Below are 20,479 nucleotides of genomic sequence, written 5' to 3' on the forward strand. Positions count from 1 at the left end.
ATGGCTTTACACGGATTCCTTCAAGGCTACCGGGGTTATGCGGACACGCAAGCCCTGGGGGATGCCCTGAAGGCGCTTCAGGAAGAAGGCCTTGACCAACTGCCGCTGCCCGGCAGCGGGCAGACCTTGGCACGCTTCAGTCGCCTGGCCCAGGTCGCCGGGCATGACTTGCGCCTGTGCAAGTTGTTTGAGGGTCATACCGACGCGTTGGCGATCATTGCAGAACTGGACAGCCCCCTGCCGCCCTTGGGTAGCACGTGGGGCATGTGGGCCGCCGAACCGCCGAGTGCCAAGGTACGCGTGCGGCGCGACGGCCATCGGCTGATGGTGGACGGTCGTAAAGCCTGGTGTTCCGGCGCGGCCGTGGTCAGCCATGGGTTGCTGACGGCCTGGGATGAAGAAGAGCGGCAGCAACTGGTCGCTGTCGAGATGCAGCAGCCGGGCGTAACTGTGACGAAGGACGGCTGGCACGCGGTCGGCATGGCGGCGACGGGCAGCGTTGAAGTGGTCTTTGAGGGGGTGCGCGGCATTGCCGTCGGCCACCCCGGTGAGTACCTCACCCGCCCCGGCTTCTGGCAAGGCGGGATTGGTATTGCGGCGTGCTGGTATGGCGCCGCGCAACGCCTGGCGGAAGTCTTGCGTGAGCAATGCGCCAAACGCCCGGAACCCCATGCCCTCGCCCACTTGGGTTCAGTGGACAGTGCGCTGAACGGAGCCGCCTGCGTTCTGCGCGCCAGCGCCGAGCACATCGACCTTGAACCTAAGGCTGATGCCCGAGTGCTGGCCCAGCAGACGCGGGCTTGCATTGAAGACACGGTCGAGCAAGTGATGCACCACGTGGGGCGTGCCGTCGGTGCAGGCCCCTATTGCAAGGACCCGCACTTTGCGCAGTTGATGGCGGATTTGCCGGTGTACCTGCGCCAGAGTCACGCCGAACGTGACTTGGCCGGCCTGGGTGAGCTGATCGCAGGCGAACCCACAGGGAGGTGGCAGTTATGAAACCCAACCCGATTGTCGGCCAAGGCACCCCACTGCATCACTGGCAGGCCTCGCCGCGGATGGCCGAGTTGCCGCAGATCAGCGTCGAACAGTTAGTACCTGAAGGGCATCGCGCCGTGATCATCGCGCCCCATCCGGATGATGAAGTGCTGGGCTGTGGTGGTCTGTTGCAAGGTCTGGCGGCGCTCGGTCGGCCCATACAGCTGATTTCGGTGACCGACGGCAGCGCCAGTCACCCCGGCTCTCGGCGCTGGCCCGTAGAGCGCCTGAGCGTGGTGCGGCCCCAGGAATCAGCGCAAGCCCTGCATCGGCTGGGTTTGCCATTGCACAGTTTGAAATGGCTGCGCGCCGGGTTTACCGACAGCAAGGTAGCGGCGCGAGAGGACGAATTGAGCGCCTTTATCCAACGCTACCTCAAGCCCACGGATGTGCTGTTTACCACGTGGCGAGAAGACGGCCACTGCGACCACGAAGCCGTAGGCCGCGCCAGTGCCAAGGCCGCCCAAGCGGTGGGCGCTACGCTGTACGAGCTGCCGGTGTGGACGTGGCACTGGGCAACCGCCGAAGACAGCCAAGTGCCGTGGCACCGCGCGCGCAAAATCCCTCTGAGCTGCGAGTCGGTGGCCCGTAAGCGCCACGCTATTCACGCGTTCGCCAGCCAATTGGAAGGTGACCCGCAGATCGGCCTGCCCCCGGTGCTCGCGCCCTATGTGGTGGAGCGCTTGCTGCAACCGTTTGAAGTGGTATTCGTATGAGTGTGGCTACGCCGTATTTCGACCAACTGTTCGCCGAAAATGATGACCCTTGGGCGTTTCGTCAACGCTGGTATGAGCGACGCAAACGCGCATTGACCCTTGCTGTGCTGACGCGTCCGCGCTATGCCGCCATTTTTGAGCCGGGCTGCGCCAATGGCGAGCTGAGTTTCGAACTGGCGCCACGCTGTGATCGCCTGCTGTGCTGTGACACCGCCGCCGCCGCCGTCAGCCTGGCGCGCAGCCGTTTGTTGGGGTTCCCCCATGCCGAGGTGCAACAGAGCCGCCTGCCGGAACAATGGCCGACCGAGCGCTTCGAGCTGATCGTGCTCAGCGAGCTGTGTTACTACCTCGACGCAGACGATTTAGGCCGCGTGATCGACCGCGCCCTCGCCAGCCTGACCGACGACGGCCAACTGCTGGCGTGCCACTGGCGCGTACCGATTGAAGGCTGTCCGCAGACAGCTGAGCAGGTGCATGCCCTGCTCCATGAACGACTGGCAATGCCGCGCATCGCCAGCTACCACGAACAGGATTTTCTCCTCGACCTGTGGTGCCGCGATGGCACCTCGGTCGCTCGCCATGAGGGCCTGCGATGATCGGCGTTCTGATCCCGGTGCATAACGAACAAGCGCTGTTACCCGACTGCCTGGACGCCGCGTTGATCGCGGCCCGCCACCCTGGCCTGCAGGGCGAAGCGGTGCAGATCCTGCTGGTGCTCGACAGTTGCAGCGATGACAGCGCAGCCATCGTCCAGAGCTATCCGGTGCAGCACTTCGAAGTGCAGGCGCGCAATGTTGGGCATGTGCGCGGGCTGGGTGCGCGGCATCTGCTCAATCAGGGCGCACGCTGGATCTCCTGCACCGACGCCGACAGCCGCGTCGCGCCTGATTGGCTGGTAGCGCAGTTGGCGCTGAACGCCGATGCGGTATGCGGCACGGTGACGGTGGACGCGTGGAGCGAGGGCTTCGACCCGGCCGCGCAGATCCGCTACCTCCAGGGCTATCAGGCGCAGGACGGGCATCGGCACATCCACGGCGCCAACCTGGGGGTGAGCGCGGGTGCTTACATTCGCGCAGGCGGCTTCGAACCCTTGGCCTGCCATGAGGACGTGCAATTGGTGCGCAACCTGGAACGCTGTGGCGCCTCTATCGCCTGGAGCAATACCCCGCAGGTGATCACCAGTGCGCGCCTGGAATCCCGCGCCCAAGGCGGGTTTGGCGATTATTTGAAGAGCCTGATGCCGGCGTCGTGAAAAAATCCATATTACAGAATGTAAAAGCGGCGAATCCTTGTCTATGCTGAAGACGCCTTGCTGGTCATTCAGGGTTGAATGGCCACGCACCCATCACGGCGGAGTCTGTGGTGAATAAATAGAGTCGTCCCGTCAACGGGGCACGACCCAGCACCAATCCACAAGGATGTAACGCTCATGAAGTCTGCCTCCCTCAGTGAAGGCCGTCGCGGCCCCGCGCAAATCTGGAACACTGCGCCGCAGCTGGCGCAAATCGCCCCTATCTCTGCGACATCGCTGGTCCCGGCCGGTGCACGGGTGGTGGTCATCGCGCCCCATCCGGGCGACGAAGTGTTGGCGTGCGGCGGCATGCTGCAACTGCTCAGCACCCTTGAATATCCCCTGCAACTGATCTCCATCACCGACGGCAGCGCCAGCCATCCCGGCTCACATCGGTGGCCGGCCAGCCGCTTAAGCGTCGTGCGGCCCCAGGAAAGCGCCGAAGCGCTGCGTCGCCTGGGCATGCCCATGCATAGCCTGAAATGGATTCGCGGTGGGTTTTGCGACAACGCCCTGTCGGCCCGTGAGCCGCAACTGAGCCAATTCATCGCGCGCTACTTGCAAGCGGGCGATGTGGTGTTCACCACGTGGCGCAACGACGGCAACCCCGACCACGAAGCGGTCGGCCGCGCCAGTGCGAAGGCGTGCAATCTCGTCGGTGCGCAGCTGTATGAACTGCCGATCTGGGCCTGGCACTGGCCCGCGCGCGAGGGTGCAATCATCCCCTGGCAACGGGCGCGCAAGGTGCGCCTGGACACATGGAGCGTTGCGCGCAAACTCCACGCGGTACATGCCTATGCGAGTCAACTGGTGGGTGACCCGCAGATCGGCCTGGCGCCGATGCTGGCGCAGGTGTTGTTGGATCGCATGCGCGAGCCTTACGAGATCGTCTTCGCATAGCCGCCGACTCGTCCGTACCTGTTATTTCTCACAGTAGCGACGCGAGGGATGTGCGTCTAAGGTTCAAAACGTGCTGCACAGGTGAGGTGCAGTCGAGAAAGCCATGCCAACCCTTTGCATTGGCCGGTGTTTTCGAAGCAGGTAACTCGTATTCCCTGCTCCGTATCGCGTTCGTTGTTGCCATGGTCCTTAACCGTGCCTGTCATCAGGCACCGTGGAGTCAGGTCGCATTGAGCGAGGACGGATCATGAGCAAACGACTTCCCCAACGGACCGGCGCCAGCCTGATTATGGCGTCAGCAGCATGGCTGTTGAGCTGTTCAAGCACTGCTCAGGCGTGCACCTTCACCATCACGCCAGGTGACGATGTGGTGACCTGCACCAGCGGCGCGGGGGGCAACCTCATTGATGCGCAAGGTAACAACAGTCTGATATTTCCCTCCGGCAACGGCAGCGTGTTGGGCGTCGGTTATGGCGCGGGCAATGACCTCATCGAGATGAACACCGCGGATGCGGTCATCGGCACCAGTGGGGTCAACATGGGCGATGGCGCGAATATCTTTCGCCTGTTCCAGGGGGCGGTCAACAGTGTGATCTTGCAGGGCTCCGGTGCCGATGTGATGCAAATCAGCGGCGGTACGGCCGGTGGAATTTTCCAGGGCGCCGGATTGGACAAATTCTCCATGAGCGGCGGCACGATCACATCCCTTGCCCAAGGGGATGGCATCGACGACTTCGCCATGAGCGGCGGTACCATCACAGGCGCCTTTGAAGATGGCGACCACGGATTGATGACCGGCGGCAGCATCGGACGCGTCGACATGAAACTCGACAACAACCTGTTTGATATGCGCGGCGGCACCGTTGTCGGCAACTTCGTCACCGGCTTTGGCGACGACACGATCCTGGTATCGGGCACCAGTTTCATTGGCGGTAACCTCAGCGTCAGCGGCGGGGCCGACATCATCGTCATCAAGGGTGGCAGGATTGCCGGGGAAATTCGCATGAGCGCGGGGAATGACCAGTTCGAGTGGAACGGCGCGGGCCAACTCGACTCGGCAGTACTGCTGGCCGGCGATAACGACACGGCGCTGCTGAAAAACCTGACAGAAGCCATTGTCGCCCCTACTCCCGTTGTGGACGGCGGAACGGAGAACGATACCCTGACGTTCGACAACAGCCAGGTCAGCACACCGCAACGTTATCAGAACTGGGAAATCGTCAACCTGGACAACAATTCGAGCTTGTCCCTCGGCGGCACCTTCACACTGGGTGATGCCGCTACCGGGACCGGCACCATGAACGTGAATGGCAGCTCGGCATTACGGGTCAGTACAGGGATCATCAACCCGTTTACCGCCGGCCAACTGACGACCCTGAACAACAGCGGCCTGATCGACATGACCACCGGCAGCACCAGCACCGGCGATACCCTGACGGTCAATGGCAACTACAACGCCAGCGGCGGCCAACTCGCGCTGCAAAGTGTATTGGGTGGCGACGGTTCGCCCAGCGACAAACTGGTAATCAGCCAGGGGACCATCCAGGGGAGTACGAGCATTCGCGTCACTAACCTCGGCGGCGCAGGCGCCGCTACGCTGCAAGATGGTATCCAGGTGGTGCAGGCGCTCAACGGCGCCACCGGCAGCGGCACCGCCTTTACCCTTGGCGCGCCGGTGTCTGCCGGCGCGTTCGACTATTACCTGTTCAAGGGCGGCGTCACCGCCGGCACCGCAGAAAACTACTACCTGCGTTCGACCATCCCGGTGGTGCCGCCGAACCCGGTCATTATCGTGCCGTTGCCTGTCCCCATTCCCGATGAACCACCACTGCCGCCCAACCCTGGGACAGAGCCGATTCCCATCTACCGCCCGGAAGTGCCGCTCTACGCCGCGCTGTTTCCCGCCGCCCAGCAAATCGTGCAAGGCATGCTCGGCACCTTTCACCAGCGCATGGGTGACCAGAGCCAGCAACAGCAGGCCGGCGCTTTATCGGCCGGGTGGGGTCGGGTCTACGGCAACAGCAGTCGCCAGAGTTTCGCCGGCACGGTGAGCCCGACGTTGGACAGTTCGGTAACGGGCTTCCAGGTGGGCAGCGATCTCTATGCCAGCGCCATGGGCGATGGCCAGCAACGCCTGGGGTTTTTCGTCGGCCATAGCCGTTTGCGGGGCACAGTCAAAGGCTTCAACGGCGGCCGGGAGGACAAGAACGCCGGCAAAACCACCTTGCGCGGTGACAGCCTGGGCGTGTACTGGACGTTGATCGGCGCCAACCAGGCCTACCTTGACCTGGTGTTAATGGGCACACGCTTCAATGGCAACAACGAGTCGGACCGTGGTGTGAAGATGAAAACCCGCGGGCACAACGTCACAGCCTCCGCCGAAGTCGGCTGGCCGATCCCGGTGACGACCAACTGGGTCGCGGAACCCCAGGCACAACTGATCGTCAGCAAGACCACGTTGAACAGCCAGAACGACGGGGTTTCCGACGTGTCCTATGACGCCGATACCCAGCTGACCACGCGCTTGGGAATCCGCCTGCGCGGCGACTACCAAATGCGTGGCATGCCACTGGTGCCTTATGTACGGGCGAATGTCTGGCACACCCGCGCCGGACAGAACACCGTGACCTTTGCCGATGTCACCGACATCGACACCGAGCAGAAGTCCACCACCCTGGACCTCAGCGTCGGTGCAACGTTGAAGGTCACCCAAGACATCAGCGTTTACAGCGAGGTGGGTTACAACCGCAACCTGGACAGCAACACCTTCAACGGCCGCCAAGGGACGGTTGGCCTGAGAATGGCGTTCTGATCTGGTAGGCAATCGCCAGCCAGATAAACCAGACCGGCATCACATACAGGGCCAGGCGTGTGTCTGGCCGCAACGCCAGCAGGCAGAGCACGAACGCAAGGAAACCCAGGGAAAACCAAGCCATCGGCACACCGCCGGGCATCTTGTAAGTGGACTTGGCGTGCAGGTCCGGGCGTTTTTTACGGTAAGCGATGTACGACGCGAGAATCGTCGACCACGTAAAAATCACCAGGATCGCCGAGACCGTCGACACAATGGTGAAGGCGGTCATCACCTCCGGCACCACAAACAGCAACACCAAGCCGAGCAGCATCAATACCGTGGTGAAGGCCAGGCTAAACAACGGAACGCTGCTGTTGGACAAGCGTCGGAAAACACCTGGCGCATCCCCCAGATCGGCCAACCCGAACAACATGCGGCTGGCGGAAAACACCCCGCTGTTGGCCGAGGACGCCGCCGAGGTGAGTACCACGAAATTGACGATGCCCGCAGCCGCAGGAAACCCCGCCACCAGGAACAGCTCCACAAACGGGCTTTTGCTCGGCGACACCTGCTGCCACGAGGTCACGGCGATGATGCACGCCAGGGCCAGCACGTAGAACAGAATGATGCGCAACGGAATCGAATTGATTGCCTTGGGCAACGTCTTCTCCGGCGCACGGGTTTCGGCCGCGGCGGTGCCGATCAGCTCGGTGCCGGCAAAGGAGAAAATCGCCATCTGGAACCCGGCGAAAAAGCCGAACAGGCCGTTGGGAAACGCCGCCTGTTTGTCCAGCAAATGCGACAGCGATGCAGTGACGCCGGTGGGTGAGACAAACGAGCCAGCGATCAGCACCACGCTCACGCCGATCAGGGTCACCACGGCGATGATCTTGATGATTGCGAACCAGAACTCCACTTCGCCGAACAACCTGACAGTCAGCGCATTCAACGCGAACAGCATGCCCACCGCCGGCATCCACGCCGGCAGGTCCGGGAACCAGTACTGGAAAAACCCGCCGACCACCACCGCATCCCCCACCACCGCCACGCTCCAACTCAGCCAGTACGACCAGCCGAGAAAAAACGCGGCGCGCGGTCCCAGGTAGGCGCCGGCAAAGTCGGCAAAGCTCTTGAAGTTGAGGTTGGACAGCAGCAGCTCGCCCATGGCGCGCATCACGAAATACACAAACAGCCCGATGATCATGTAGATCAGGATGATCGAGGTGCCGGACAGCGCAATGATCTTGCCGGAGCCCATGAACAGGCCGGTGCCGATCGCACCGCCCATGGCCATCAGCTGGATATGACGGTTGCTCAGGGTGCGTTGCAACGCAGGCTTTTCGCAAAGCCCGGACGTGGTTGTTTTCATCACAAAACCTCTTGTTATGTTTTTGAGTTTTGGCAGAAAAAAATTGGGCGGTCGTTGTTGTTAGGGGGTCAGGCGGTCTTGCTTTCGAAACCGTGCAGCACGTTGACGGCATTGATGCCGATCTCATCGACCATGTAGCCCCCTTCCATTACGAACAACGTCGGCACGCCCACGCTGGCGATGATCTCGCCCATACCGAGGAAGTCTTCGCTGTCGAGGAGGAAGTGGCTGATGGGGTCGTCCTTGAACGTGTCGACGCCGAGGGAAATCACCAGCACTTCAGGGGCGAAGTGTTTGAGCCGCTGGCACGCGTCGGCGAGGGCAATTTTGTAGTGATCCCAGGTGGTGTTTTTCGGCAACGGATAATTCAGGTTGAAGCCCTCCCCTGCACCCTTGCCGCGCTCGCTGTTGGCGCCGGAAAAGTACGGGTAGGACACGGCGGGCTCGCCATGCAGGGAGATGAACAGCACATCCGGGCGGTCGTAGAAAATGTTCTGTGTGCCGTTGCCATGGTGGAAATCCACGTCCAGTACCGCAACGCGTTTGGCGCCTTGAGTGATGGCCTGTTGTGCGGCAATCGCGGCGTTGTTGAGGTAGCAATAACCGCCCATGTATTCGCGGGCGGCATGGTGGCCGGGTGGGCGGCACAGGGCAAAGGCGCTGTTGTGGCCCTCATCGATGAGCGCGAGGCCAGTGAGTGCAATGTCCGCGCTGGTCTTCACCGCCTGCCACGTGGTCGCGGTAATCGGCGAACCGGCGTCCATGGCATAGAACCCCAACTTGCCGTCGATGAAATCCGGCACCTGTTCATTGGCCAGATCGCGCACCGGCCACACCAGCGGCAGCGCGTCATGGCTGCGGCCGATGGCGGTCCATTCGGCCCATGCGGTTTCAAGGAAGGAGACGTAGCGCTCGCTGTGGGCGTTGACGTAACAGGCGCGGTCAAAGGCGCGCGGCACGATGATATCGCCGAGCCCGACGTGCTGAACGCGGTCACGCACGGTGTCGGCGCGGCTCGGTTGCTCGAACGATGGCTTGAGTACGCCATCCTTCAATTCGGTGCCATGGTGCAAACGGTGGGCATCGCTAAAAACAGTCAGCATGTGTATACATCCGCCAGTAAAAGACAGGGTCTATTTTGTTCTGGCGGTGCGGGGCTTTCTTTGCTTTTAGTTCTTGCGCTGTTAGTTTTATCGGGATTTTTTACCCCTATTACAGGCGAATATGAAAAATAAAACCAAGCAGGTCGTTCTTGACGACACCGATCTCGCCATCCTCGCCTTGCTGCAGGAAGACGCGAGTATTTCCAACGCCCAACTCAGCGAGCGTCTGGCCCTGAGCCTCACGCCGTGCTGGCGCCGCCGCAAGCGCCTGGAAGAAGAAGGCGTGATCAAGGACTACCAGGCCAACCTGGATCGCAAGCTGCTCGGCCTGGACATCATGGCGTTTGTGCATGTGCGCTTTGCCATCCACACCGACCACGCGCCGGACGCCTTCGAAGCGGTGGTCAAGGAACTGCCTCAGGTGCTGTCGTGCCACAAAATCACCGGGGATGCGGATTACCTGTTGCAGGTGCTGGCGGAAGATCTCGACAGCTACAGCGAGTTTGTAGAGAGCGTCCTGAGGCGACAATTGGGGATCGCGTCGATCCAGTCGAGCCTGGCGCTGCGCGAAGTAAAAGCGACAAGCCGGGTGGCGATTCCGAAGCGCGATTGAACACCGTCCATGAACGCTCGAAAACGGCAGGTGCTGGCGAAAGGCCTGCCATGCAGATGTGAAAAAATCGTTAACTAATTCATCCCTATGGCTTTTTCCTACAGAATCAATCTGTCACACTGATGCGAATAATTATCAACACTTTTATTATTCGCCAGGGAAAGGCACTTAGGGGAGAGCTCGTTCGATGCCTGTGCACCAGCCCGGCGGTAAAGGTTTTACACCCAGTTTGATCGCGTTGGCGGTCTGTCTCGCCACCTCGCACGCGGCCTTCGCCGCCGACGCCGAAGCACCGGTCACCACCCTGGAACTGGGCGCCACCCAAATCTCCGGCGAGCAGCAGTTGGGCGAAACCACTGAGGGCACGCAGTCCTACACCACCGGCGCGATGAAGACCGCGACCAAGTTGCCACTCACCCTGCGTGAAACGCCACAAGCCGTCACCGTGATTACGCGCCAGCGCATGGATGACCAGGCAATGACAAGCATCAACGACGTGGTCAACGCAACGCCCGGGTTGTTCCTGAATTACTCCAACGGACCGGGCCGGCAGTCCTATACCTCGCGCGGTTTCGACATCGACAACCTGATGTATGACGGTATTCCGAGCGGCTATAACGGCGTTTCAGTCGGCGCGCAGCCCAACCTGGCGATGTTCGACCGCGTTGAAGTGGTGCGCGGCGCGACCGGCCTGGTGACCGGCGCGGGCAACCCGTCGGCCGCCATCAACCTGATCCGCAAGCGGCCCCTGGACGAGCAGAAAGTCACCCTGACCGGCGCCGCTGGCAGCTGGGACGACTACCGTGGCGAACTCGACGCCTCCAGCCCGCTCAATGACAGCGGCACCTGGCGCGGCCGGGTGGTCACCTCCTACCGCGACGCCAACAGCTTCATCGACAACGCCGAGGAGTATCACGGCCTGTTCTATGCCGTCACCGAAGCTGACTTGGGTGAAGACACCACCCTGACCCTCGGCTACTCAAACCAGAAGGACAAGACCAATTACTTCTGGGGTTCCTCAATGATCGGTCAGGATGGCCATCACCTCGACCTGCCCCGCTCCTACAACCCCGGCACCGACTGGGAGAACAAGGACCAGGAGATCAACACGGTCTTCGCCGAACTGCGCCAGCAACTGGCCAACGACTGGAAGCTGCAGGTCAACGCCAACTACGCCGAGCAGAAAGCCTTGTTCTCGGGCTCGTATCAATCGCGCTGGGCTGCTGACAAATCACTGGCGCGAACCGTCTACCAGGCCGCCTACGACGAAAACCAGGCTGGCGTCGACGCCTTCGTCAGCGGCCCGTTCCAGGCGTTCGGGCGCACCCATGAGCTGGTGGTCGGTGCCAGCCGCCGCATCTACGACATGACCAGCCACGACTACAGCCCGTACAACACCAATTGGCCGATCACCGCAGGCAAACCGGACTTCGTCCACACCACCGACACCCGTGAAATCACCACCCAGGACGGCTTCTACCTGACCACGCGCCTGAGCCTGGCCGACCCGCTCAAGCTGATCCTCGGCGGGCGCCTGGACTGGTATGACTACGATGCCCATGGCAGCAACAGCGGCGACTACAAAGTCACCCGCAACCTGACGCGCTACGCGGGTTTGATCTACGAGTTGGATGACCATCACTCGGTCTACGTCAGCTACAGCGACATTTTCACGCCGCAAACCGCCAAAGACAGTTCGGCGACCCCGGTCAAGCCGATTGTCGGCAAAAACTACGAGGTCGGCGTTAAAGGCGAATACTTGGGCGGCGCGCTGAATGCCAGCGTCGCACTGTTCCGCGTCGATCAGGAAAATCGTGCCACCAAAGTGACCGTGCAAAACTGCCCGCAGACCGAGTGCTATGAAGCCTCCGGCGAGATTCGCAGCCAGGGTATCGACTTCGAACTGCAAGGCGCCCTCACCGAGAACTGGCAGGTCGGCGGTGGCTACACTTACGCGCGCACCCACACCATCAAGGACGAAGCCAACCCGCAGCTTGTCAACAAGCAGTACGACACCGACACCCCGGAGCACTTGTTCAAACTGACCACCCGCTACAACCTCCAGGGCGCGCTGGAGAAATTCCGGGTGGGCGGCAACATCTCCTGGCAGAGCCGCATGTACAACGACGTCAAGCTGGCTGACGGCAGCACCTACCGCCTGCAACAAGGCGCCTACGCCGTCACCGACTTGATGGCCGGCTACAGGGTCAACGACAACCTGGACCTGCAGCTCAACGCCAACAACATCTTCGACCGCAGCTACTACTCAACCATCGCCAACTCCGTGGACTACGGCGGCGACAGCTACGGCACCCCACGCAACATGATGCTGACGGCCAAATACACCTTCTGATCGTCATCAGGGCTGCCCGCTCGGGCAGCCTTTCCTCCTGGCAGTGGCGCTTAAAGCTCTCTCCCCAACTGCCGATAAGCTTTTGCTTCCCCCGTACCTGCAAAAATCCTGATACCTGCTTTGCTCTGTAGCAGCGCGCCATCGTGGCACGCCGCATGCTTTGTTCCTGGCCACACCACAGGGAGTAAGAGTGAATGCCCGTCCGCACGCGTTTTCTAGAGCACTACCGCAAAGCCGACCGCATCATGCTGGCGTTGATCTGGCTGATGACGCTGTTCTCCGTAGGCCTGGCGTTCTGGCACGACACCTTGATCCAAGCAATCGTAGTCGGTGGCGGCACAAGCCTGCTGCTCACCGCGCTCTACCGCGCCATCGGCGGCACGCGCGTGATGCGCTGCGCACTGGGCGCTGGTCTGATGGTCATGGCCGCGCTGCATATCAACCAGGCACAAGGCGTGATCGAAGCCCACTTCGGAATTTTCGCCCTGCTGGCGGTGCTGACGTTTTACCGCGACTGGCTGCCGATCCTCGTGGCCGCACTCACCATCGCCGTGCACCACGTGGTCTTCCATGCCTTACAGCATCAAGGCTTCCCGGTCTTCGTGATGGAACACCACGGCGGCTGGACCATGGTGTTTGTGCATGCTTTCTACGTGGTGATGGAAACCGTCGCCCTGCTCTACCTCGCCGTGCACAGCCAGGCCGAAGCCGTCGAGAGCCAGGAAATGCTCGAAAAAATGCTCGCTGTCACCACCCAGCTCACCGTGGAAACCGCACAAGGTGAAGGCAAGGCGCATATGTCCCTGGCCAAGCGCTTCGACCACTTCCTGCAACAGATCACCGGGCTCATTGACGGCGTCTCCCGCGACTCCCACGGCCTCGGCCAACTCGGACAAGAACTGGCCCACGCCAGCGGCACCCTGGAAAAAGGCGCACGCCACCAACTGGCCGAAATCGCACAAATGACTGACTCCATGCAGCGCATGGAACACGCCATGGGCAACATTACGGTGCACGTCGAGGAAGCGGTCGCGCACGCCGACGTCGCCAGCCAACAAATCCTGCGCGGCCAGGAAAGCGTCGGCCGCGCCCAACACGAAATCACCCAACTGGCCACACGCCTCACCGACACCCATCAGACCGTTCAAGGCTTGGCCGTGCAGGCCGAACAGATCGGCTCGGTGCTCGACGTCATCAGCAGCATCGCCAACCAAACCAACCTCCTCGCCCTCAACGCCGCCATCGAAGCCGCCCGCGCCGGTGAACAAGGCCGCGGCTTCGCCGTCGTCGCCGACGAAGTGCGCAACCTGGCGCAACGCACAGCGGTTTCCACCCAGGAAATCAAAACCATCATCGAAGGCTTGCAGCAAGGCAGCCGCGAAGCCGTCGAAGCCATGCAGGACAGCCGCCAGGGCGTAGAACGTTGCGTGGAAGACAGCCAGGTTGCGGTGCAAATGCTAAAGGCAGTAGGCAATGACATCACCCGAATCGATGCGCTGAACGGGCGGATCGTCAGCACTACGCGGGAACAGACCTCAGCAAACCTGGAGATCGTCGGGCGCTTGCAGTCGGTGCAGGGCATCGCGCAGAGCACGGCACAGGATGTAGAGATGCTGGCCAGGAGCAGCGAACAACTGCCGCCGATTGCGGTGCGGTTAGACGCGTTGGGGCGCCGGTTTCATCCGTGAGGTGGTGATCTTCGAAAGGCCTCGGCGTTGTGTTGATCGCGCGCTTGGGCCTATTTGAAATACGTCGTGAGAGATAACTTCAGGCCAATAGCAGCGGTTCGAGTTCCGCCGCTTGCGTACCCAGTTCTAAAGAGAGAATACGAGGTCGAGAAGCTATACAGGTCGTTCTGATGTAGGTGCTTGCGCTGATTATTGACCGTAATGCTGAGTGTGGCTCAACTCAAGTGCCCCTCAATTCATAGACGCAATCTTAATAAACTCGTCAAACCTTAAAGTTACCTATTTGCTGCTGTAGCACGGCTCCGAGCTCGGCCAAGTTAGTACTTGAACGGGCAGTTCGTTCGCACGATAAAGCTGAATCATCCGCAATATTGCGAACCGACGTAACACTCCGGTTAATTTCTTCCGCGACGCAACTTTGTTCCTCACCTGCAGTAGCGATTTGTCTTACCATCTGCTGGATGTTGTCAATCATCTCCACGATGGTTTCAACCGAGCCCCCAGTGTTTGAAACCTGTATTACCGTTTCATCCGTCAAACCGCGGCACACTTCCATCATCCCAGCAGCTTCTTCGGCTATTTTTTGCAGATTGGCAGTCAGCGCTCCAATTTCCAGGGTTGCGCCCTGAGTTCGTTTGGCGAGCGTTCTCACCTCATCGGCCACCACCGCAAATCCTCGACCAGCATCGCCCGCCCTAGCAGCCTCAATAGCGGCATTTAACGCCAACAAGTTGGTTTGATCGGCGACAGACGTTATGACCTGCAATACCCCGCCTATATTCAGGCTCTCTATCCTGAGTTGTGCCATGGCTGCGGCAGATTTTGATACTTCAGATGCGAGACGTTTTATTTGGGTTATTGCTTCTTTTGCCATGGTTCCGCCGGTCTGCGCTTGGAGGTTAGCGGTGAGCGCCGCATGGGCTGCTTCCTCAGAGTTGCGTGCAACTTCGAGGGTGGTTGCTACCATTTCGTGAATCGCAGTGGCGACTTGGTCGATTTCAGTTCTCTGATTACCAACCCCGATGCGGGTCTGCTCTGTCGCTGCGGAAAGGTCAACGGCTGCATCAGAAATTACGCCCGATGACGTATTAACCTGACTAATAAGCAGGCTCAGGCGTGACTGCATTTCACCCAAGGAGGACAGCACACTGCCGGCCGCTGACATTTTCGCTTCAAGAATCGGGCGCAAGTCACCACTGGCAACGCGCTGAGCGATCGTGGACAAGACAGTTGGCTCTGCACCAAGAGCACGTGATAAGCCACGAACTATTAGAGTAGTCAGCACTACCCCGATGACAATTGCTACTGCGCAGAAAAACATCAGAAGATTACGGGTGTCTTTATAATCGTTCTGCGCATCACTAATGTTAGCCAGCGCTAGACCTGAGTTAAAACTCTTGTAAGTTGTAACGCTAGCCACCAGTTTCTTTAGGAGTGGCAAGCATTGGTTGTTCATCATATCAATAGCCGCTTTTTCATCGCCAGCAACGGCTAACCGCGTGATTTCCAAAGCAATCGGACCATACGCTTTCTCAATCTCCTCAATGTTAGCAACTAAGCTCCGAGCGTTATTACCATCAGCGGATGGAGGCAATGCAGCGACTCCAGCTACTAACGCTGACAAAATACTTTTAACCTTCTGATGTTCGATATTTACGGTATCGGCCTCGGCCTGTCTGTCAGCTGCCGAGGTAACCAGCACGAGGTTTCGTGCTGAGATCGCACGTTGCTGCGCAGCGAGCAATAGATCATTCATCAGGCCCATGCGCTTATTCAAACCATCAACATAACTTGAGAAGCGTAGATTTGATCCATTTAAGCTAGTGACAGAAAATGCAGAGATCATAAAAATAATCACTACCATCAAGCCAAAGCTTAACAACAACCTCTTCCGCACCGACAAGGAATTTAACATGCTGACTCTCCGATTTTTAGTATTCTCACGGCGCAGCCAGGGATATGGCGCATTGACACTATGCGGCGCCAGATGGCAGTAATTCAAGACTTAAATCGGGTTACGGTACTAAAGTACTAAATTGAAACTCAAACAATCCAATCGAACTACCGCACCATCTAAACGCATCTATATGAATGGATTTTTATTCTAGGGTGGATATTTACTTCAAACTCTATAGTTAAAACAGGAACCGCTTTGTATTTAACTCAATTACATTTTATCGAGCCCCATAATGAGCCACAGGCTCAATAGCCTCCTACAGAGAAGGTTGCCCTGGCGGGCTTTTTAGCATCTGCTGAAAACCAAGGTCTCGGCCTCCTAACTGTTCGAAATGCGCGTCAGATTTACGGTCGCACCAATCGGTCGAAATACCGCACCCTTTTGCAGACAGTGGCAATGCTTAACGTTGGCCATAGCTTGTGCTTGCGAATAGAGGAGCACGCCTGGGGGCTTGCAGTGGTTCATGAAAGACTGCTTTCGGCCATTAGCCGACATTCACGAAAGACGGCTTTCGACCCAGAGTGTGTAAAAACGCTTCGTCATTGATCCGTGCAGCGACACATTGGTTGCTTTGGACTGGTCAGATCGTCGAAAGAGCAGTCGCTTTTTCTAAGACGGCTTGTAACATCTGCTCCGGTGATTGTTCCTTGTTGAAGAAGCTCGGGGACAATTTATCAGAGTCGTTTTCAGTCGATTGCCTGAGCAGGGCGAGCGGCCCCGATTGTCCTAACTGCTCTTGGTAAAGACTTTTTATACTGTCCCTAAAGCCATCAGGGTATGCCGCTTTCTCGACCCCTGGAAGATCATCGAAATAGTCCATGATGCCTTTGAAGATTTCACTGTTGTCACCGCCGTTCGTTATATTGGCGTACAACTTGGAGAAATATGTTTCATCCTGCTTACTAAGCTCCCCATAAGCGGCATATCGTTCTGCATCTGTATAGGTTCCTGAATCATCATAAACAATATTGCTTAGCCCGTTTCGGGCCAGACCTTCAAATGGGTTTGGAAGTTTTTCGGGGGGGAGTTTAGAAAGCCCAATTGCGTAATCTAGTGACTGCAGACCTAACGCCAAACGGGTGGGGTCGTCTGTTTTGGGAAGTAGATCCTCATTATTAAGATTCCCGCCAGCAATCCGCTGCCCGAAATTGTACATATCGCTCTGACCTTTTGCATATTGTCCTTTTAAATCCCTATTGGACATAGAGGATTGTTTGTCATCAGCGTTACTTAATGCGTACAGTGCCCGTGCAGAATCGGAGATTGTGACGGTCTCGGTCGTCTTGAGGGCGGAATCCCCTGAAGGTAAATTTACAGGGTTGGACGAAGGAAGCTTCTCTTGTGTAGAAGGCTTTGCCTGTGTACTTGCTTGATACGATTTGATCGAAATATCCATGGTAATACTCCATGCGCTGAAAATAGCACGAGAGCTATCTTCAGCTAGGGTGCCTATACAAATGTCGGATTATTTTATTTCATATTCGACAGTGTAGTTATAGGGAGGCGCCGATTGAATTGCTGTAACATTGGCGTTGCAAGTAGCGTTATCTGAACCAGTGCTAGTGCCCATTTTAGTCAAGCTAGAGGTTTTAGTCGTTGGATTGACCTGGTGCCTTGCTGCAAAACGACATTCTTATTGCCTGAAGTATAGACGAATCGCATTCCTGAAACCGTATCAGCGACACTGGTCAGGGCAAATGTCGTCGTTGCAGAAGGCAGAATCGTACTTGGAGTGGGGGCTACACTCCCGAAAAAGTACTCGAAAGTGTACGCGGCTGGACCAGTCGTAGAGTCCTTCAACTTCACGGTGACGATTGTGCCTGCTTGGGCACATGCAATCATAGAGGCGAATAAAGTTGCTGCCCCGAACAGTTTAGCGAATCTCATAAATATCCCTTTAATTTTGATAGTCACTATAACTATTGTCCTTCCGCGTCGTCTTGTATAGAAAAAATAGCAAGACTCAACCTTTATATCGGCAGGTAACCAGAATTCTTTAAGCCAAGGGTTGGTGTTTTTAACACATCGGATGAGTAAAGATTTCACAACCTGCAGGAACTAAAACATATCCAGCCTGTACCCCTTCAATTTCAATAGCTTGCGCAGTGGTCCCGGTTGCCGCTACCGGTTATCACCATAGTCATAGTACATAGGTTGAGTTACTAATTTTCGCCATTGCCCGTCGGCACACTATTCTCGGCTCGTTTCGGTAGAAAGATGACCGCCTGTCTACGCGCAGAGGTTGCTGGCACGATTCAGCCAATGATTTCTATGTCTTCGGTCTCCCACCAGCGCTGACGTGCCTAAAACACATTTCCAATGTGTGATAGTGAGAAGAGGCCAGTCGGGTAGGCCAGCGGTCTGGACCCAAAGCTGACGGCGGCGAAAGGCAGAAGTCGGCCAGTCGCGGCCATTCGCTCAATTGAGTTTCAACCGCCTTCAGCTAGGACTAAGGCGACGTAATGAAACCCAATTGAGGATCAAGTGACGTTGTTAGGAAGGTGTGTTGCCCGGACGGTTATAGCCTTGGAGCCAGATTTCACCATAAAACCACTAATCCTCTGGCAGCAGTGATTCAAATGCACTTTTAAGGCAAATTAAGTCATTTTCAGACCTACCTAGCCCACTCCTCACTCTTTAAAGTGCACCGATCATTCAACTATCGGTGTTTTTTATGAATCTATGGTTTCGGCTTCTGTTCATGCTACTCCGCCGACCGTGGCGCAACCCCGTAAAAGCTCTGGGGTCAACCGTCATCCGAATGCGCGTATGGCCTCTAGATCTTGACTTCAATCGACACGTCACCAATGGCCGATACTTCACACTCGCCGATGTCGGACGTATGGATTTCGTTCTGCGCAGTGGTGCGTATCGAGTGGCTATTAGAACGAAAGCGCTACCAATCGTAGGGGACACCTGGGGTAAATTTCGTCGTGAGCTTAAGCTGTTTGAAACGTTTGAAGTCCACACCAGAATGCTGGGCTGGGACGACAAATGGAGCTTTATGGAACATCGGTTTTTGAGCAAAGGACGGGTGATCGGAGTTGTAGTAATGCGGGGTCTATTTCGCGCATCTAAAGGGATTATTCCACCAGGCGAATTTGTTCGGGAGTTGGGACTACCCGAAAAGTCGCCAGCGATGCCGCAATGGCTGACATCGTGGTCGGCTAGCTGCGATGCGATGAGTGGCCAACTCAGAGAAGAAGAAAGCATCAGCGATCAGCAGTCCAGCTAACCTGCTGATGTTAAGAGCCCCCACTCATTGGTATACGCTTCTATGTCCTAAACCGAGGTCATTCAGGGGATGAATTGCGCTATAGACACCATTGAGTGGCCGCTTCTGGCCGATGACTGCCAGTCGCCACCGGCAGCTATCGACCCAAAGCTGACGGTCGGCTTGGCTTAGGTTCAGATTGAGCAAGCCGGTCTCTCACCCAACCGCTCTACCAACCTTACGAGATAACCATCGGGATCCTGGACGATGAATTCGCGCTGACCTACTTCTATTTTGTCAGCCCGATACCAGGTGTCTTTGCATTCTCGATAGAGTGGAAATCCAGCCTGAACAAGTTTTTGGATGATAGGTGCGACAGCCTCAACATCAATCTGTAGGTTGATGCCTCTTCCAAACGGTTTGGTCAATAGCGCAGTCAGCCATTGACCCGCGTCCGGATCAATCTGCTCAAGCATTACTTGAGCACCATTCAAATCAAGGTACGCAAATCCGTCATCCGAACGTTGATAAGCTACTTTGAACCCCAGAAGAGAAACCCAAAAAGCCAGGCTGCTATCCAGGTTGGTGACCATTAACTCCGGAACCAGTTTGTTACGTTCGAACATGAGATGACTTCCATTTCAAAATGCTTGTTTTTGTGAGCGGGCAGGTTCTGCACCTACGGCTTCGCTGCCAGGGCGGGATCGTGGTGCGCATGATGATGCACGCTTGGGTGGGAGTTATCGAGTCGCTTTGAGTGGCAGCTTCTGGCCGCAAGCAGACCTTCATCGCCGCATAACTCAGGAAAATGCATCCTCTACAAATGCCTCTAACGCCTTGTCTTCCAGGATTTCGATGGAGAAGTGCCCAAAGCGCTTGGGCAACCAGATAATGCGTGTCCCCGATGGGGATTGCAGGTTCGCGCGGGCCAATGGCTTTCCGTTTTCGTCTTGTGGCTGAACACCGGCGACCATCAGTTCGTCGTAGGCCTTCTCGATGTCCGGCGTCGAATAGCAGTGGCGATAAATCATCCCTTCTCCCGCGGAGTCTAATAGCTCCCTCAGGTTCCCCGCCAATGGCTGTACCAACATGAAACGCTCTTGACCGATCAGCGCTATCGCGTAGCGCACATGCAGGCCACCTCGTTCCCAAACGAGCGTTTTGGATATCCTGGCATTAAGTATCTGTGCGTAGTAAGCACAGGCTTCTTCGAGATTATTGACCAGTACATCTACGTGACTGAACTTCAGATCCATTGCAGCCTCCCTGTTGAACCGGCGTCAATGTTGAGCCGGAGACCCTCAAAATTCCATGGACTTCATGAGTCCATATTGTCGGTGTAGCAATGCGCCAATTCGGCGATAAACCCGCGTTCAAACTGAGGTAAGCGAGGAGCTGTCCATCGCTTGATGGCGAACAAAAGTGACTGCCCGCGTATGGCCG

General features: G+C 57.6%; 16 protein-coding genes. 10 read left to right on the forward strand and 6 right to left on the reverse strand.

Annotation, left to right across the window (positions count from 1 at the left end; genetic code table 11):
• The 6 genes from G9Q84_RS13520 to G9Q84_RS13545 all read left to right on the forward strand — a co-directional run bounded on the left by G9Q84_RS13520 (nucleotide 1) and on the right by G9Q84_RS13545 (nucleotide 6,757).
• The gene (locus G9Q84_RS13520; RefSeq protein WP_122765221.1) at nucleotides 1–999 is read left to right on the forward strand and encodes an acyl-CoA dehydrogenase family protein; all 999 of its coding nucleotides are present in this window, start codon (nucleotides 1–3) and stop codon (nucleotides 997–999) included.
• The gene (locus G9Q84_RS13525) at nucleotides 996–1,754 is read left to right on the forward strand and encodes a PIG-L deacetylase family protein (RefSeq protein ID WP_032885263.1); all 759 of its coding nucleotides are present in this window, start codon (nucleotides 996–998) and stop codon (nucleotides 1,752–1,754) included. The genes G9Q84_RS13520 and G9Q84_RS13525 overlap by 4 nt, the downstream gene beginning before the upstream one ends.
• Nucleotides 1,751–2,350 (forward strand): SAM-dependent methyltransferase, encoded by a 600-nt coding sequence (locus G9Q84_RS13530; RefSeq protein ID WP_099602614.1) that lies wholly within the window; start codon nucleotides 1,751–1,753, stop codon nucleotides 2,348–2,350. Before G9Q84_RS13525 ends, G9Q84_RS13530 begins: the two co-directional genes overlap by 4 nt.
• Nucleotides 2,347–3,006: a glycosyltransferase family 2 protein gene (locus G9Q84_RS13535; protein WP_095184653.1), complete on the forward strand. Its 660-nt coding sequence runs from the start codon at nucleotides 2,347–2,349 to the stop codon at nucleotides 3,004–3,006. The genes G9Q84_RS13530 and G9Q84_RS13535 overlap by 4 nt, the downstream gene beginning before the upstream one ends.
• A gap of 177 nt (nucleotides 3,007–3,183) precedes the next feature.
• The gene (locus G9Q84_RS13540; RefSeq protein ID WP_032885266.1) at nucleotides 3,184–3,945 is read left to right on the forward strand and encodes a PIG-L deacetylase family protein; all 762 of its coding nucleotides are present in this window, start codon (nucleotides 3,184–3,186) and stop codon (nucleotides 3,943–3,945) included.
• Nucleotides 3,946–4,192: 247 nt separating this feature from the next.
• Complete coding sequence (locus tag G9Q84_RS13545; RefSeq protein WP_181643517.1) at nucleotides 4,193–6,757, forward strand: autotransporter family protein; 2,565 nt, start codon at nucleotides 4,193–4,195, stop codon at nucleotides 6,755–6,757.
• Here the strand turns inward: G9Q84_RS13545 and G9Q84_RS13550 are convergent.
• Together G9Q84_RS13550 and G9Q84_RS13555 are read right to left on the reverse strand one after the other, a co-directional pair.
• Nucleotides 6,714–8,108, reverse strand: a complete 1,395-nt coding sequence (locus tag G9Q84_RS13550; RefSeq protein ID WP_181643518.1) for an amino acid permease — start codon at nucleotides 8,106–8,108, stop codon at nucleotides 6,714–6,716. The two genes, G9Q84_RS13545 and G9Q84_RS13550, sit on opposite strands and share 44 nt — an antisense overlap.
• Before the next feature lie 68 nt (nucleotides 8,109–8,176).
• On the reverse strand, nucleotides 8,177–9,211 hold the full coding sequence (locus G9Q84_RS13555) for a histone deacetylase family protein (RefSeq protein WP_099602617.1): 1,035 nt from the start codon (nucleotides 9,209–9,211) through the stop codon (nucleotides 8,177–8,179).
• 121 nt (nucleotides 9,212–9,332) lie between these two features.
• Between G9Q84_RS13555 and G9Q84_RS13560 the strand changes: the two genes are divergently transcribed.
• The 3 genes from G9Q84_RS13560 to G9Q84_RS30020 all read left to right on the forward strand — a co-directional run bounded on the left by G9Q84_RS13560 (nucleotide 9,333) and on the right by G9Q84_RS30020 (nucleotide 13,865).
• Nucleotides 9,333–9,824 (forward strand): Lrp/AsnC family transcriptional regulator, encoded by a 492-nt coding sequence (locus tag G9Q84_RS13560; protein ID WP_032885271.1) that lies wholly within the window; start codon nucleotides 9,333–9,335, stop codon nucleotides 9,822–9,824.
• A gap of 187 nt (nucleotides 9,825–10,011) precedes the next feature.
• Entirely contained in the window at nucleotides 10,012–12,177 is a 2,166-nt protein-coding gene (locus G9Q84_RS13565; RefSeq protein ID WP_181643519.1) for a TonB-dependent siderophore receptor, read from the forward strand.
• 995 nt (nucleotides 12,178–13,172) lie between these two features.
• The gene (locus tag G9Q84_RS30020) at nucleotides 13,173–13,865 is read left to right on the forward strand and encodes a methyl-accepting chemotaxis protein (RefSeq protein WP_256226071.1); all 693 of its coding nucleotides are present in this window, start codon (nucleotides 13,173–13,175) and stop codon (nucleotides 13,863–13,865) included.
• 262 nt (nucleotides 13,866–14,127) lie between these two features.
• On the opposite strand, the gene G9Q84_RS13575 is transcribed toward G9Q84_RS30020, so the two are convergent.
• Both G9Q84_RS13575 and G9Q84_RS13580 read right to left on the reverse strand, forming a co-directional pair.
• The gene (locus G9Q84_RS13575) at nucleotides 14,128–15,780 is read right to left on the reverse strand and encodes a methyl-accepting chemotaxis protein (RefSeq protein WP_181643520.1); all 1,653 of its coding nucleotides are present in this window, start codon (nucleotides 15,778–15,780) and stop codon (nucleotides 14,128–14,130) included.
• 622 nt (nucleotides 15,781–16,402) lie between these two features.
• Entirely contained in the window at nucleotides 16,403–17,218 is an 816-nt protein-coding gene (locus tag G9Q84_RS13580) for a hypothetical protein (RefSeq protein WP_181643521.1), read from the reverse strand.
• 1,278 nt (nucleotides 17,219–18,496) lie between these two features.
• On the opposite strand from G9Q84_RS13580, the gene G9Q84_RS13585 reads away from it, so the two are divergent.
• Nucleotides 18,497–19,057, forward strand: a complete 561-nt coding sequence (locus G9Q84_RS13585; RefSeq protein ID WP_032885276.1) for a thioesterase family protein — start codon at nucleotides 18,497–18,499, stop codon at nucleotides 19,055–19,057.
• A gap of 173 nt (nucleotides 19,058–19,230) precedes the next feature.
• Here the strand turns inward: G9Q84_RS13585 and G9Q84_RS13590 are convergent, their stop codons facing one another.
• Together G9Q84_RS13590 and G9Q84_RS13595 are read right to left on the reverse strand one after the other, a co-directional pair.
• Nucleotides 19,231–19,662, reverse strand: coding sequence for a bleomycin resistance protein (locus tag G9Q84_RS13590; RefSeq protein ID WP_095184644.1), 432 nt, complete (start codon nucleotides 19,660–19,662; stop codon nucleotides 19,231–19,233).
• 174 nt (nucleotides 19,663–19,836) lie between these two features.
• A complete protein-coding gene (locus G9Q84_RS13595; RefSeq protein ID WP_032885278.1) occupies nucleotides 19,837–20,292 on the reverse strand; it encodes a VOC family protein in 456 nt (151 codons plus the stop codon).
• Between the last annotated feature and the right edge of the window lie 187 nt (nucleotides 20,293–20,479).

It is taken from the genome of Pseudomonas sivasensis, assembly GCF_013778505.1.
Taxonomy (GTDB): Bacteria; Pseudomonadota; Gammaproteobacteria; order Pseudomonadales; family Pseudomonadaceae; genus Aquipseudomonas; species Aquipseudomonas sivasensis.

Bases quoted from the DNA above. Each gene is read 5' to 3' on its own strand.
- G9Q84_RS13520 (WP_122765221.1), top strand. From the start codon at position 1: ATGGCTTTACACGGATTCCTTCAAGGCTACCGGGGTTATGCGGACACG.
- G9Q84_RS13525 (WP_032885263.1), top strand. From the start codon at position 996: ATGAAACCCAACCCGATTGTCGGCCAAGGCACCCCACTGCATCACTGG.
- G9Q84_RS13530 (WP_099602614.1), top strand. From the start codon at position 1,751: ATGAGTGTGGCTACGCCGTATTTCGACCAACTGTTCGCCGAAAATGAT.
- G9Q84_RS13535 (WP_095184653.1), top strand. From the start codon at position 2,347: ATGATCGGCGTTCTGATCCCGGTGCATAACGAACAAGCGCTGTTACCC.
- G9Q84_RS13540 (WP_032885266.1), top strand. From the start codon at position 3,184: ATGAAGTCTGCCTCCCTCAGTGAAGGCCGTCGCGGCCCCGCGCAAATC.
- G9Q84_RS13545 (WP_181643517.1), top strand. From the start codon at position 4,193: ATGAGCAAACGACTTCCCCAACGGACCGGCGCCAGCCTGATTATGGCG.
- G9Q84_RS13550 (WP_181643518.1), bottom strand. From the start codon at position 8,108: ATGAAAACAACCACGTCCGGGCTTTGCGAAAAGCCTGCGTTGCAACGC.
- G9Q84_RS13555 (WP_099602617.1), bottom strand. From the start codon at position 9,211: ATGCTGACTGTTTTTAGCGATGCCCACCGTTTGCACCATGGCACCGAA.
- G9Q84_RS13560 (WP_032885271.1), top strand. From the start codon at position 9,333: ATGAAAAATAAAACCAAGCAGGTCGTTCTTGACGACACCGATCTCGCC.
- G9Q84_RS13565 (WP_181643519.1), top strand. From the start codon at position 10,012: ATGCCTGTGCACCAGCCCGGCGGTAAAGGTTTTACACCCAGTTTGATC.
- G9Q84_RS30020 (WP_256226071.1), top strand. From the start codon at position 13,173: ATGGGCAACATTACGGTGCACGTCGAGGAAGCGGTCGCGCACGCCGAC.
- G9Q84_RS13575 (WP_181643520.1), bottom strand. From the start codon at position 15,780: ATGTTAAATTCCTTGTCGGTGCGGAAGAGGTTGTTGTTAAGCTTTGGC.
- G9Q84_RS13580 (WP_181643521.1), bottom strand. From the start codon at position 17,218: ATGGATATTTCGATCAAATCGTATCAAGCAAGTACACAGGCAAAGCCT.
- G9Q84_RS13585 (WP_032885276.1), top strand. From the start codon at position 18,497: ATGAATCTATGGTTTCGGCTTCTGTTCATGCTACTCCGCCGACCGTGG.
- G9Q84_RS13590 (WP_095184644.1), bottom strand. From the start codon at position 19,662: ATGTTCGAACGTAACAAACTGGTTCCGGAGTTAATGGTCACCAACCTG.
- G9Q84_RS13595 (WP_032885278.1), bottom strand. From the start codon at position 20,292: ATGGATCTGAAGTTCAGTCACGTAGATGTACTGGTCAATAATCTCGAA.